The organism is Streptomyces sp. NBC_00344, from assembly GCF_036088315.1.
In the GTDB taxonomy this organism is placed as follows: domain Bacteria; phylum Actinomycetota; class Actinomycetes; order Streptomycetales; family Streptomycetaceae; genus Streptomyces.
Genome location: NZ_CP107996.1, coordinates 6,203,431 through 6,216,428, shown reverse-complemented (window position 1 = coordinate 6,216,428; position 12,998 = coordinate 6,203,431). Strand labels below are relative to the sequence as shown.

The following is a 12,998-nucleotide window of genomic DNA, read 5'->3' as shown; positions in this document are numbered from 1 at the left end:
GTCAGTTGCCCTTCTCGGTGAGCTTGCGGGCGGCCAGCGAGATGACGAGGACGAAGCACACCAGCACCACACCGAGCGCTGCCGCGAAGTCCGGGTGGCCCTGCTCGATGCCCTTCTGGTACATGAGCAGGACGGGCGAGGTGGAGGCGTGGTCGGGTCCGCCGCCGCCGGTCAGCAGATAGGGCTCGCTGAACAGGTTGGCGCCGGTGATGATCGCGTAGATGACGACGAGAGTCGTCGCGGGCCGCACCCCGGGCACGGTGACCGACAGGAACTGCCGTACGCGGCCGGCTCCGTCGACGGAGGCCGCCTCGTACAGCTCCTTGCCGACGTTCTGGAGCGCGGCAAGGTAGAGCATCACGAAGAAGCCGAGCTGCTTCCAGGTGACGAAGAAGGCGATCATCGGCATCGCGAGGTGCGAGTTGACCAGCCACGAGGGGTCCGGCGCGTGCGAGCCGAGGAGGTTGTTGACGAACCCGTCCGCACCGAACAGGAACTGCCACACCGCGACCAGGGCGACGCTCGCCGTGATGTACGGCAGGTAGTAGGCGGCGCGGAAGAAGGCGCGGAAACGTATCTTCGCGTTGAGCACGGAGGCCAGGACGAGCGCGAGTACCACCGTGAGAGGCACGTTGATCACGAGGAAGACCGCGATGTTCAAAAAGGCGCGGCCCACCACCGGGTCGGTGAACACGTCCTTGTAGTTGGACAGCCCCACCCACGGCGAGTCGGCGTGCGTGCCGGGGGCGGTGAAGTAGAAGCGGTGGACGGAGATCCACAGCGTGTACACCAGCGGAACCGCGAACACGACCAGGAGGAACAGCACGTACGGGGTCACGAACAGCGCACCGGTCCGTGAGCGGGCGCGTCCGTGGCGGGAGGCCGCGTCCTTGCGAGGCGGGTGACTTCCGGTGGTGGCGGTGATACCGGGGTGGGTCATGACGGGTCTCCGTACTCGTCGAGCAGCCTGCTGATCTTGTCGGAGGCCCTGCGCAGCGCGGCATCGGTGGATCCGTCTCCGAAGACGACGGACTTGGTCCACTCGTCGCGGAAGGCCTGCCAGATATCCACGGAGCCCGGTACGTTGGGGACCTCGACGACATGCTCGGCCTGCCGGGCGAACACCTTGTACAAGGGCTTCTTCGCGAAGAAGGCCGGATAGCGCGCGGTCAGGTCCTCGCGCATCGGCATCTGTCCGGTGGCGTCGAGGAACTTCCCGTCCTGCTGGGCCGAGGTGGCGAACTTCAGCAGGTCCCAGGCCGTGGCCCTGTTGTGGCAGGCGCTGAACATCGCGGCGGACTTCTCGTCGCTGAAGGAGTACGTGTCCTTCGGCGACTTCCCGGCGGCGGTGGGTACCGGGGCCACCCCGATGTCGACACTGTCCTTGTAGGCGGAGACCGCCCATGGGCCGACGGTGGCCATGGCGGCCTTCCCGTCGTTCACGGCGTCCCCGGGGTAGGCCTCCTGCGGAGCGAGCTTCTCGGCGTACAGCGTGCGCCAGAACGCGGCGGCCCGGCGGCCGGCCGGTGAGTCGAACTGCGGTTTGCCGTGCTGGATGAGCTGCTCACCACTGCTCTCCGCGGCGAACGCGGGGTAGAAGTCGTACCAGGACTGGAAGAACTCGCTGCTGGGCGCCGGCCAGATCGCGGCCTTGGCGGCGCCGCTGTGCACGAGGGTGCGGGAGGTCTTCAGAAACTGGCTGTAGGTCGCCAGCCGGGGGTGCTCCGGGTCGAGCCCGGCCTTCTTGAAGATCTTCTTGTTGTAGAGGATCATCACCGGGTTGCTCTTCCACGGCAGTTGATAGAACTTGCCGTCCTGCGACTTGTACTGCTCGGTGAGGGCGCCGCCTCGCTTCTGGACGTACGCGTCACCGTCCGGGAAGTCACTGAGCGGCACGAGACCGTTCTGCTTCTCGAAGGTCGGCACCGAGGCAGGCGCGGTGTTGAAGACCAGACAGGCGCTGGTGCCCGCGATGATCGAGGCGCTGATGGCCTCTTCGGATGTCTTGCCCGCCGGGATCTGCTGGGCCGTGGCGTGCTGGCCCGGATGACTCCTGTTCCAGGCGGCGATCATGTTCTTGCCCCAGGCCACTTCCTGGGCGTTGTTCGACAGCCAGACCTTGACGGGACCGCGGGCGTTCTCCGCGTCCTCCGGGTCGGGGGCCGGCCGGCCACAGGCGGTCGCGGCACCCGCGAGAGCGAGCACCAGCAGCGCGTACGCCGTTCTCCTCAGCATGAAGACTCTCCGAACTGTTCACGCCCGGCCTCGTCGCCGGACGGGAATTTTTTGCCGCGCCTCGATGGCCCGGCGACCCGTCGTCAGGGACGGGGAGCCGGCCCTATCGAGGCGCGGGGGATGAACTCGGCGGGCGGCAGCACGACGTGTGCCACCTGCTCACCCGCGAGCACCCGGTCCAGGGCCCGGGCCGCCGCCTCCCCCCAGCCACGCGCATCAGCACGGGCGGAGGACAACGGGGGGTGGGTGTATCGGGTGAGCGGCGTGTCGTCGTAGCCGACCACCGAGAGGCGTTCCGGTACCGGAACGCCGAGTTCCTGGGCCACGGACAGCCCGGCCGTCGCGGCCAGGTCGTTCCCGTAGACGATCGCGGTGGGCGGCTCGGCCAGCAACAGCAGTTCGCGCGTGGCCCGCGCGCCGCCCTCCGCCGTGAAACCGCCCGGCAGCACAGGGCTTTCGGGCAGTCCGAGGTCACGCAGTGTCTCCTCCCAGGCCGACCTGCGCCGGTGCGCGTGGCGGAACTCCTGCGGGCCCTCGACGTGCGCGATACGGCGGTGGCCGAGCTCGGCGAGGCGCCGAACCGCGTCGACGTAAGCGGGTCGGTCGTCGAGGCTCACCGAGGCCAGTCCGTCGCTCCACTCGCTCTGGCCGACCACCACGGCAGGCAGGCCGAGCCGGTGGGTCAGAGCGGGACGCGGGTCGTCGTGCCGCAGGTCGGTGAGGAGCACACCGTCCACCCGGCGGTCGGCAGCGAGCCGCTCGTACACGGACCGCTCCCGCTCCGGAGTGGTGAGGTGCACCATCAGCCCGTCGCCCCGCTCGCCGAGGACCACTTCGACACCCGCTATGAACGCGGGGAAGAACAGGTCGGCTCCGATCAGCTCGGGTTCGCGGGCGAGCACCAGTCCGAAGGCGCCGGCCTTGCCGAGGGACAGGGCCCGGGCCGGGCGGCTCGGGGTCCAGCCGAGTTCCGCCGCGGCGGTCAGGATGCGCTCCTTGGTCTCCTCGGCGATCCCCGGCCGGTCGTTCAGGGCGAACGAGACGGAGGTGCGTGAGACACCCGCACGTCGTGCGACGTCGGCGATGGTGGGCCTGTGAGCCATGGCGCCTTCCGCTCTCTGCGTTTGTTTCCTGGAAAACCGGTCAACCAGCGTTCAAACCGGTTCAGCGGCCGATCGGCGTCCACTAAACCGGTTTGCCACGGGGGGCGTCAATGGGTCGGAGCGTGTATTGCGGATCACGTCCGCCGGGAGGTGCGCCGTGTACGGATGTCAGGAGCTCCCGGGGCGGGGCGGGTGCCGTCCCGGGCGCGGCGTCACGCTGCGCGGGGGCCCGGCCCGTCTCCGGAGAGGTCTCGCACGTCTGGGTGCCGGGCCCCCTGCACCGGAGCTGAGCACGGCGGGGAAGGGTGGCCGGCCACGCGGGGGTCAGCCCGCCTTCGGCGGCTTCTGCGCGTCGAAGGCGAAGAGAGTGTTCTTGGCCGCGGCCACGATCACCGCACGCCCCGCAACGGTCACGCGCGGACTTGCGCCCTGCTCGCCCGTCAGACCGTCGGCCTGCGGGTTCGTCGTCCACAGGGGTTTGCCGTTGTACGGCGACAGCGCGACCACCCGGCCGGTGGCCGAGCTGAGATACAGCGCGCCGGCCCCCGCAACGGGACCCGACGCGCCCTCCACGTCCGTCTGCCGCGACCACTTCTTCCGGCCGGTCGCGGGGTCGAGCGCTGTGACGAGACCGGTCTGCCCGCTCACGTAGACGGTGCCGTCCGCCATGCCGGGCGTCCCCGCGTACGTGGTGGCCAGGCCGGAGTACGTGACCTTCCGCGAGGCCGGGTCGACCCGCGCCACCCCGTCGTAGCCGGCCAGCGCCGTTCCCTCCATGCGTCCCTGCAAAAGTACGAGTCTGCCGTTGGCGACACCCATCGGCACGGCGGGGCCGTTGACCGCGATGGGCCTGCCCAGTGTCCCCGATGCGCGATCGACCGCGTACAGGGTGGAGTGGCGCACCTCTGAGGAATCCACCTCCGCATCCGTCGCGCACATCGCGAAGAGCCGTGGGCCAACCGGGACGGGTGCGCACTGCGTACCCGCCGGGAACGGCGTCGTCCAGGTGATGTCACCGCTGTGCGCCTCGCGGGCCTCGAAGCGGGAGTTGGAAGCGTTGACCGTCACGACGGCGGAGCCGACCACAAGGGCGTCCTGAGTCCGGCCCGTGACGGCCATCGACTGGGCGCCGGACGGCACGGACCACAACTCCCGGCCGGTGTTCGCGTCGATGGCCACCACCTCGCTGGGAGGGTTCTGCGGGGCGTTCTGGGCTGCGAAGCGGTAACCGAGCACCGTGTCGTCGGTGGCGCCCACCATGTGCATGCCCTGGACGGGGACGCCCGGGCTCTTCGCCGTCCACACCCGCGAGCCGTCCCGGGCCCTGATGCGGGTCGCGACAACACCGCCGCCCCCGCAGAACAGCGCGTCGCCGTGGGCGACGCATCGCAGCTCGTCGGGAATGTCCTGGCGGCCGCCCTGCACGGTCTTGCGCCATGGGTGGAAGCCGTCCGGAAGTGCGGCACCCGACGCCGCAACGCCGTTGCCCTTGTCGCCGCCGCTGTTCCCCCCGAAGTCGCCTGCCTGCAGTGCGGTGACTCCCCCGCCGATCGCTGCCACCGCGACCCCGGCCGCGAGCACAGGACGCCATCGGCGACGCAGACGGCCGATGGGAGTGCCGGTGCTCCCTGGATCGGGACCGGCCGGGAAGGTGGTCGGAGCAGCCGGCGCCGGGGTGGCCCGCGTCGGGAAGTGATGCTGGGTGATCATGTCGCGGGTGCGGCTCGCGCCCGCCCCGTTCGCCTCGGTCCCACCGAGGTCGGCCGGCAGGTCCCGCAGCAGCACGAGGAGTTCGTCCGCCGAGGGGCGCGCCTCGGGCTCCTTGTCCAGGCACGACTCGACGACGGCGCGCAAGGCCACCGGTACGGCACCCAGCAACGGCTCCTCGTGCACCACCTGATACGCCGTCATGTAGGGGCTGTCCGCGTCGAAGGGCCCGTGGCCCGTCGCTGAGTACACCAGCAGCGTCCCCAGCGAGAAGACATCGGACCGCGGACCCACACCACGCGGAGCCTGCAACTGCTCCGGCGACATGAAGGGCGGCGTACCGATGACCCGCCCTGTCATCGTCAGCGTCTGCTGGTCCGCGGCGCGCGAGATGCCGAAGTCGATGACGCGCGGGCCCTCGGGCGAGAGCACGACGTTCGAGGGCTTCAGGTCACGGTGGACGACCCCCACCCGGTGGATGTCGCGCAGCGCCTCCGTCAGCCCGATGGCGAGCCTCTTGAGCTCCGCTCCGTTCAGCGGGCCCTTCGCGGCGACGTGCTGGGCGAGCGTGTGCCCCTCGATATAGGTCGTCGCCATCCACGGCTGCTCGGCCTCAGGGGCAGCGTCGACCACGGCGGCGGTGAACGCGCCGCTCACCCGCCTCGCCGCCGCCACCTCCTGCCGGAAACGGATGCGGAACTCGTCGTCCGCCGCGAACTGCTGGTGGATCAGTTTGATCGCGACAGGTCGCCCCGAGCTCGTACGGGCCAGAAAGACGGTGCCCATGCCACCCGAGCCGAGCCGCGCCTCAAGCGGATAGCCGCCGATCTCGGCTGGATCACCTTCGCGCAGCGACACTCTTCCCGACCTCCCGTCCCCCGTGCACCTCTGCCACCACGGGCCTGCGTACCTGTCCTGCACACAAACTAGCCGCAGGGCAGTACGGCAGAGCGAAGCGGGTGACGAACAGGCAGCCCAGGGCTGCTCTGCTCCCCGTGCCGCACACGACGAAGCCCCGCCACGAACGGTGGGCGACCGCTCGGCAGTCTCCTGCCCCGAGACTGACACGACGCGCGGGCACGGCCGTTGATCCTGGGAGCCGTGTCGCTCGCTCGGTGTCAGCCGGCGTCCCAGGCCATACGGAACCCGAGGTTGCCCGCCGAGCTGTCGACGGTGTTCGCGGTCCGGGCGGCGACGCGATACCGGTTGCAGTACGAGTCGTGGCAGAGGTAGGAGCCGCCCCGCATGGCGCGGCGTTCGGGATCTTCGTCTTGCCAGGGGTCGGCGGACCACTCCCAGACATTTCCCGCAACGTTGTAGAGGCCGAACCCGTTGGGGGCGAAGGCGTGCACGGGAGCGGTACCGGCGAAGCCATCGGCTTGGGTATTGCGGAAAGGGAAGGTGCCCTGCCAGATGTTGCAGCGATGCTCCCCGTCCGGCGTGAGTTCGTCGCCCCAGGGGTATCGCGCCTGTTCCAGGCCCCCGCGTGCGGCGTACTCCCATTCCCCCTCGGTGGGCAGCCGCCCCCCGGCCCACCGGCAGAAGGCGGTCGCGTCCCGCCACGTCACGTGGATCACGGGGTGGTCCCAGCGGCCGTCCAGTCGGCTGTCCGGCCCTTCCGGCCTGTTCCAGGCGGCGCCTTGGACACCGCACCACCAGGGGGTTGCCGGAGGGCGTGGTGACGTCTTGCGCAGGGAACCCGGCAGGAACTTCGCGAAGACGTAGCTCCAGCCGAACCCCTCCGCTTCGGTGCGGTAGCCGGTCTCCTCGACGAAGGCGGCGAAGCGGGCGTTCGTGACCGCGTAGGCGTCCATGGCGAAGGGCGCGACCGATACGCCGCGTACGGGCCCTTCGCCATCACCGGGGTTTGCGTCCGCGTCCTCGCCGCCCATGCGGAAGGTTCCCCCGGGAAGGGTCAACCGGTCGGCGTATTCGGCGGGAGGGCGCAGCGCAGCCGTGGCGGAACGATCCCCATTTCGGGGTGGGTCCGGGATATCGCGTGCCTGCGGCTTCGGCCCGGAGGGGGCGCAGCAGCTCATCTTGCCCGGCTGCGTGCCGCGCCCCGCGGTGTCGGCGGTGCTGCTCATGGCTGTCCTGCGGATGTCGTCAATTGCTGGGGGGAGGCTTGTGTCACGCAAGGGAAGATCGTTTCGTCATCAAAGGCTACTTACCGTAGGCCTGCCCGTAGAGATCGCCGTCGTAGTAGTCACTGGGGTCCGGGTTGTGGTCCAGCTGCTTGTTGCGGACGAAGAACTCGCCCAACTTCTTCAGCCATTCGTTCACCTCGCCGCCCTTGGTCTTCGCGGCCAGGTCTGCGGTGGACAGTGTCTCGACATGAGAGGCGTCGGCCTTGGCCTGGGCTTCGGTGACCTGGAGCATCCTGGCGGTGAGTGCGATGGTCTCTTCGGGGTGTTGCTTGCGCCAGTCGTTGGCCTGCTGCAGCACCTTGATCACTTTGCTGTTCTTCGCGCCGGGCACCTTGTTGCCCGCGACGAACGCGGTGGGGAAGGCGTCCCCGGTGTCCTTGGTACTGGCTATCTCCTCAAGGCCCGGAACCTTCTTCTTGATGGTGTCGATGGCGGGGTAGAAGAAGCCGGCGCCGTCGATCTTTCCGGAGGAGAAGGCGGAGACGATGGTGGACGGGTCCATGTTGACCTTGTCGATGTCGTTCACGGTCATCCCGGCCTTCTCCAGAGCGATGTTGAGGACCATGTCGCCGGAGGTGCCCTCGGGTACGCCGACCCGCTTGCCCTTGAGGTCCTTCATGGATGTCATGCCGGGCCGGCCGATGACCCGGTCCGCGTACGTGAGCGTGTCGATGGCGATGATCTTGGCCTTGCCCGAGGCGGGCAGCCACATCGCGCCGGGACCGATGTAGCCGTAGTCGAGGTCACCGGCGCTGAGGGCCTGGACCTGCACGGGACCGTTGTTGAACGCCTTCACCTGTGCGGTCAGTCCCGCCTTCTTCCACAGCCCCTGTTTGTCGGCGATCGCCAGCAGGCCGGCCCCGTTGTAGTCGCCGATATAGCCGAACCGGACCGTGCTGTCGTCCTCGGAAGCGCTGCCGGAGCAGGCGCTGAGGGACAGCGAAAGCAGGAACGCGAGGGGCAGCGCCGTGACGGCGTGCCTGATCGACTTTCTGGGCATGCTGGAATTTCCTCTCGCGGTTGTGCGCGGGTTGATGCTGCGAAGTTCTTGTACGAGGCCCAGTGCGAGGGCCCCGGGAGATGACGGGTCAGGCCGCCCGGGGCGGGGCTTCCTGGTGGTACACGGAGGTCCACACTTTGTTGCGGACGTGGAGGAACTCGGGCGAGAGCCGGATTTCCTCGGTCCGGGGGTAGGGCAGATCCACGTCGATGACGCGGTGGATGCGGCCGGGCCGGGCGGCCATGACGACGACCCGGCTGGCGAGGTAGACGGCTTCGTCCACGTCGTGGGTGATGAACAGCACGGTGCGCTTCTCCTGGCTCCAGGTCTGCAGCAGCTGATCCTGCAGCTGCACCCGGGTCAGGGCGTCAAGCGCCCCGAAGGGCTCGTCCATCAGCAGCACTTGGGGATCGACCGCGTACGCACGGGCGATGGCGCAACGCTGTTTCATTCCTCCCGAGAGGGTCTTGGGCAGGGCCTCGGCGAACTCGTTCAGGCCGACGAGGCTGATGGCCTGCTCGGTGCGCCGGTGTCGCTCGGCGGCTGGTACGGAGGCGATCCTGAGCCCGAACTCCACGTTCTGCCGCACGGTCAGCCAGGGGAAGAGGGCGTACTGCTGGAAGATCACCCCCCGGTCGGGGCCGGGTCCTGACACCGGTGTTCCGTCGACCAGGACACTGCCCGAGTCGGGTGCCTGCAGCCCTGCGGCCATGCTCATGAGGGTGGACTTGCCGCAGCCGGACGGACCCACAACGGTGACGAACTCCTGGTCCGCGATGTCCAGGCTCACCCCGCCGAGCGCGGTGAAGGACGAGCCCTTCAGCGGGAACGTCTTTACCACGTCACGGAAAGTGATCTTGCTGTTCATCGTCGCTCCTGCCAGCCGGTGAGGCGTCGTTCGGCCAGCAGCAGCAGCCGGTCCATGACGAGCCCGAGCACGCCGATGGTTATCAGGGACACGAAGATCGCGTCCATGTCGAACCAGGTGGACGCCTTCTGCATCCGATAGCCCAACCCCTCCTGTGCGCCGATGAGTTCGGCGGCGACCACGGTGGCCCAGGACGCACCGAGGCCGATCCGCATGCCGACGAGGATGAACGGCGTGGAGGCCGGGACGACCACCTTGGCAAAGATGGTGCGGTCCGAGGCGCCGAGCACCCGGGCCGCGTTGATGAGTGTCCTGTCGACGTCGATGACGCCCTGGAAGGAGGAGAGGACACAGGACATGAACGAGGCCAGGAAGATCACGGCGATCTTCGGTACCTCGCCGATCCCCAGCAGTACGACCGCAAGTGGAATGAGCGCGAGCGGCGGGATGGTGCGGAAGAACTGGATGTACGGCTCGATCAGGGCGCGCACGGTGGGGTACCAGCCCATGAGGAAGCCGACCGGGACGGCCGCAACCACGCCGAGGGCGTAGCCGAGGAAGACCCGGCGCAGGCTGGCGAACGTATCGGACGCCAGGGTGCCGTCGGAGATCATGTCCCCGGCCCTCTTCGCCACCGCCGTCGGCGCGGGCAGGTTCTCGACCAGATGCAGGGCGGCCACGACGCCCCAGACGGCGATGCCTGCCGCCACTGCGACAGCGTTGAGAAGCAGGGGCCGGTGCCGGGAACGGCGCGGTTGCCGCTGCCCTTCGGCGGCGGTTTTCTCGGCAGGAGCGATCACAGCCATGGATTCCTCGCTGGTGGCTTCACGCGTTCTCCTCGGGGACGGGCTGCGGGTAGTGGGAGAGCAGAGGGGATTCATGGAGAACGAGGGCGATGCCGCCCAGCGCGCTTCCGGCATCGCCGAGCGTCGCGCGCCGTACGTCCACGTGTGGGCGGGCCATCGGCATCAGGTGCTGCCGCAGGGCCCGTTCGACCGGCTCGAGCAGCGCCGGGCCGGCTTCCGCCAGCTCACCGCCGATGACGATGACGCCCGGGCCGACGGCATGACAGACCGCGGCAAGCACCCCGCCGACGTCGTTGCCGACGCGCTCCAGCACCTTCAGGGCGGTCGGTTCGCCGGCGTCGGCCGCGTCGAGGAATCCGGCGAGGCCATCGGCCCTGCCGCCGGTTTCGCGGTAGCGGTGCAACACCGCGTCGAGCGAGGCACGGGTCTCCAGACAGCCGGTCCCGCCGCAGTCGCACGGCCTGCCGGCCGGGTCCACGGTGATGTGCCCGAACTCGCCGGACAGGCCGTTGCGGCCGCGGTGCAGCGCGCCGCCCACGACCAGGCCGCCACCGACGCCGTGCGACAGCCGCAGGTAGAGCACGTCGCTGCTGTCCGCCGCCGCACCCCACACCGCCTCGGCGAGCGCGGCGAGCCGGGTGTTGTTGTCCAGGAGTACCGGCACACCGAACTGCTTGCGCAGCAGGTCCGGCAGGCCCTCGATGCCCTGCGCACGGGCGTTCTCGCCGCCGGGGTCGGTGATCGGTCCGACCACACCGACGCCGATCGCGCTGAGCGCGTCGAGTTGGACGGTGGCCGACGAGGCGAGAAGACGTCCGGCGATGTCGATCCGCTCGGGCCAGGACAGGTCCGCGGCATGTGCCTCGCTCGCCGAACCGATCACCTCATGGGCGAAGTTGACGGCTGCGACATGCACGGCGCGGCGCGCGAAGTCGATGCCGACCGCCTCGCCGGCGGCAGGGTTGAGGCTGAGCTTCTCCACCGGCCGGCCGCGCTTGCGTACCTCGACATGCGGTGTGCCGGGGACCACGGAGCCATTGCCCACCAGCCCGGCGACGATGTCGTGGAGCGTGGTGCGGGACAGCCCGCTGCGGTCGCCCAACTCGCCGCGGCTCAGCGGGCCGTGCCTGCGGAGCAGTTCAAGAACCGCTTGCTCATGGCTGCGGCGGAGGCGCGTCAGCGGACCGTCGTGTTCATGCATGCAGGACAGCATGTGAGCGCCGAGTATTTTCGTCAATGACTCGAAACAAATTATTCATATGAACGCCGCGTGTCACTGGCTCTTGCATCGGCACCGCCCTGACCTGCTGACGTGTACGGCGCAGGCGCGCCTGGCACCCCGCCCCGCGACTCTTCAGCACCGAGGAACGGTGGCTGCGCGCCTTGGTGGAGTACCTCCGCACGATTTGAGTCCACACTCTTGACTTAAATCATCGCCGGGCCGGAGCATGCGTCGCACGGCACCGTCGAGCACGCACCAGAAGCCGCACCGGCCCTGCCGAAGCGGCTCCTGTCGAGGCGTCATGACGGCGTGCCCGAAATACCGACGTCCGGTGCGTCCGCCCGCCCCGGCCCGACGTGCGAGCCGGACCGACCCGAAAGGCCCTCCGTGCGCCGCAACATGCTCTTCCTGATGACCGACCAGCACCGGGTGGACACCCTGGGCGCGTACGGCAATCCGCACACGCACACCCCGAACCTCGACCGGCTCGCGGACGAGGGAACCAGGTTCGACAGCTTCTACACCCCTACCGCGATCTGCACCCCGGCGCGCGCCAGCCTGCTCACCGGGGCGGCTCCGTTCCGGCACAGGCTGCTTGCCAACTACGAGCGCAACGTCGGCTATCTCGAGGACCTCTCCGACGGCCAGTTCACCTTCTCCGAGCAACTGCGCTCCGAGGGCTACAACCTGGGCCTGCTCGGCAAGTGGCACGGCGGGGTACGGCGCACCGCCGCCGACTACGGCTTCGAGGGCCCCGACCTGGTCGGCTGGCACAACCCCGTGGACCACCCCGACTACCTCGCCTACCTGGCGGAGAACAGCCTGCCCCCGTACCGCATCACGGATCCGGTGCGGGGCACCACGCCCAACGGCAGCCCAGGGAACCTGCTTGCCGCCCGCCTCCACCAGCCGGTCGAAGCCACCTTCGAGTACTACCTCGCCACGCGCACCATCGAGATGCTCCATCGCTTCGCCGCGCAGGAGGACCACGGTGACGGGGCGCCGTTCTTCCTGGCCACCCACTTCTTCGGTCCGCACCTGCCGTACATCCTCCCGGACGCGTACTACGACATGTACGACCCCGGGCTGGTCGAACTGCCCGCCTCCGTGAGCGAGACCTTCGCGGCGAAACCGACCGTCCAGCAGAACTACAGCAAGCTATGGGCCTTCGACACCATGGAGCTGGAGGAGTCGCGGAAGCTGATCGCCGTCTACTGGGGCTACGTCACGCTCGTCGACGAGCAGATCGGCCGCATCCTCGGCGCCATGCGTGAACTGGGGCTCGATGACCGGACGGCGGTCTTCTTCACCGCCGATCACGGCGAGTTCACCGGTGCCCACCGGCTGCACGACAAGGGGCCGGCGATGTACGAGGACATCTACCGCATCCCTGGGCTGCTGAAGGTCCCGGGCGCCCCGCAGGGCCAGGTGCGTGAGGAGTTCGTCTCCCTCACCGACTGCACCGCCACCATCCTCGATCTGGCGGGCAGCGAGACGGAGCCGGCCGTGGACAGCCGCAGCCTGCTGCCCCTCGTACGCGGTGAGCACCCGCAGTGGGACGAGCACCATCTCGCCGAGTTCCATGGTCACCACTTCCCGTACCCGCAGCGGATGCTGCGCACCAGAACCCACAAGCTGGTGATCAACCCCGAGTCCTGCAACGAGCTGTACGACCTCGATGCCGATCCCGACGAGCTGCACAACCGCTACGGCCACCCGGAACTGCTCGGCGTACGCACGGCACTGACCCGGCGGCTGTACGACCTGCTCCGCGAGCGTGGCGACAACTTCTACCACTGGATGACGCCGATGTACGACGTGGAGACGGACTACGACACCACACTCTCCGCCTTCGAGTCCGACGGGCCCGAAGCGCCCTCCGAGGCCGGACGACCATGAACCGCATGCCG

General features: G+C 69.0%; 10 protein-coding genes. 1 reads left to right on the top strand and 9 read right to left on the bottom strand.

Annotated features, from left to right (window positions below; translation table 11 throughout):
* Position 1: 1 nt before the first annotated feature.
* The 9 genes from OHS16_RS28190 to OHS16_RS28150 form a co-directional block, all read right to left on the bottom strand.
* Positions 2–940, bottom strand: coding sequence for a carbohydrate ABC transporter permease (locus OHS16_RS28190; RefSeq protein ID WP_328540051.1), 939 nt, complete (start codon positions 938–940; stop codon positions 2–4).
* Complete coding sequence (locus OHS16_RS28185; protein ID WP_328540050.1) at positions 937–2,235, bottom strand: extracellular solute-binding protein; 1,299 nt, start codon at positions 2,233–2,235, stop codon at positions 937–939. Before OHS16_RS28185 ends, OHS16_RS28190 begins: the two co-directional genes overlap by 4 nt.
* A gap of 83 nt (positions 2,236–2,318) precedes the next feature.
* A complete protein-coding gene (locus OHS16_RS28180) occupies positions 2,319–3,338 on the bottom strand; it encodes a LacI family DNA-binding transcriptional regulator (protein WP_328540049.1) in 1,020 nt (339 codons plus the stop codon).
* Between the two features lie 324 nt (positions 3,339–3,662).
* On the bottom strand, positions 3,663–5,903 hold the full coding sequence (locus OHS16_RS28175; RefSeq protein ID WP_328540048.1) for a serine/threonine-protein kinase: 2,241 nt from the start codon (positions 5,901–5,903) through the stop codon (positions 3,663–3,665).
* A gap of 260 nt (positions 5,904–6,163) precedes the next feature.
* Positions 6,164–7,132 carry a formylglycine-generating enzyme family protein gene (locus tag OHS16_RS28170; RefSeq protein WP_328540047.1) on the bottom strand — a complete coding sequence of 323 codons (969 nt, stop codon included), beginning with the start codon at positions 7,130–7,132 and terminating at the stop codon, positions 6,164–6,166.
* Positions 7,133–7,208: 76 nt separating this feature from the next.
* A complete protein-coding gene (locus OHS16_RS28165) occupies positions 7,209–8,192 on the bottom strand; it encodes an aliphatic sulfonate ABC transporter substrate-binding protein (protein ID WP_328540046.1) in 984 nt (327 codons plus the stop codon).
* 88 nt (positions 8,193–8,280) lie between these two features.
* A complete protein-coding gene (locus OHS16_RS28160) occupies positions 8,281–9,060 on the bottom strand; it encodes an ABC transporter ATP-binding protein (RefSeq protein ID WP_328540045.1) in 780 nt (259 codons plus the stop codon).
* The gene (locus OHS16_RS28155) at positions 9,057–9,866 is read right to left on the bottom strand and encodes an ABC transporter permease (protein WP_328540044.1); all 810 of its coding nucleotides are present in this window, start codon (positions 9,864–9,866) and stop codon (positions 9,057–9,059) included. The genes OHS16_RS28160 and OHS16_RS28155 overlap by 4 nt, the downstream gene beginning before the upstream one ends.
* Positions 9,867–9,885: 19 nt before the next feature.
* Positions 9,886–11,079, bottom strand: a complete 1,194-nt coding sequence (locus OHS16_RS28150; RefSeq protein ID WP_328540043.1) for an ROK family transcriptional regulator — start codon at positions 11,077–11,079, stop codon at positions 9,886–9,888.
* Positions 11,080–11,499: 420 nt separating this feature from the next.
* On the opposite strand from OHS16_RS28150, the gene OHS16_RS28145 reads away from it, so the two are divergent.
* On the top strand, positions 11,500–12,987 hold the full coding sequence (locus OHS16_RS28145; RefSeq protein WP_443042705.1) for a sulfatase-like hydrolase/transferase: 1,488 nt from the start codon (positions 11,500–11,502) through the stop codon (positions 12,985–12,987).
* The last annotated feature ends 11 nt before the right edge of the window (positions 12,988–12,998 follow it).

What these genes read in the sequence shown, in the direction of transcription:
- OHS16_RS28190 (WP_328540051.1), bottom strand. Translation starts at nt 940, where the DNA reads ATGACCCACCCCGGTATCACCGCCACCACCGGAAGTCACCCGCCTCGC.
- OHS16_RS28185 (WP_328540050.1), bottom strand. Translation starts at nt 2,235, where the DNA reads ATGCTGAGGAGAACGGCGTACGCGCTGCTGGTGCTCGCTCTCGCGGGT.
- OHS16_RS28180 (WP_328540049.1), bottom strand. Translation starts at nt 3,338, where the DNA reads ATGGCTCACAGGCCCACCATCGCCGACGTCGCACGACGTGCGGGTGTC.
- OHS16_RS28170 (WP_328540047.1), bottom strand. Translation starts at nt 7,132, where the DNA reads ATGAGCAGCACCGCCGACACCGCGGGGCGCGGCACGCAGCCGGGCAAG.
- OHS16_RS28165 (WP_328540046.1), bottom strand. Translation starts at nt 8,192, where the DNA reads ATGCCCAGAAAGTCGATCAGGCACGCCGTCACGGCGCTGCCCCTCGCG.
- OHS16_RS28160 (WP_328540045.1), bottom strand. Translation starts at nt 9,060, where the DNA reads ATGAACAGCAAGATCACTTTCCGTGACGTGGTAAAGACGTTCCCGCTG.
- OHS16_RS28155 (WP_328540044.1), bottom strand. Translation starts at nt 9,866, where the DNA reads ATGGCTGTGATCGCTCCTGCCGAGAAAACCGCCGCCGAAGGGCAGCGG.
- OHS16_RS28150 (WP_328540043.1), bottom strand. Translation starts at nt 11,079, where the DNA reads ATGCTGTCCTGCATGCATGAACACGACGGTCCGCTGACGCGCCTCCGC.
- OHS16_RS28145 (WP_443042705.1), top strand. Translation starts at nt 11,500, where the DNA reads ATGACCGACCAGCACCGGGTGGACACCCTGGGCGCGTACGGCAATCCG.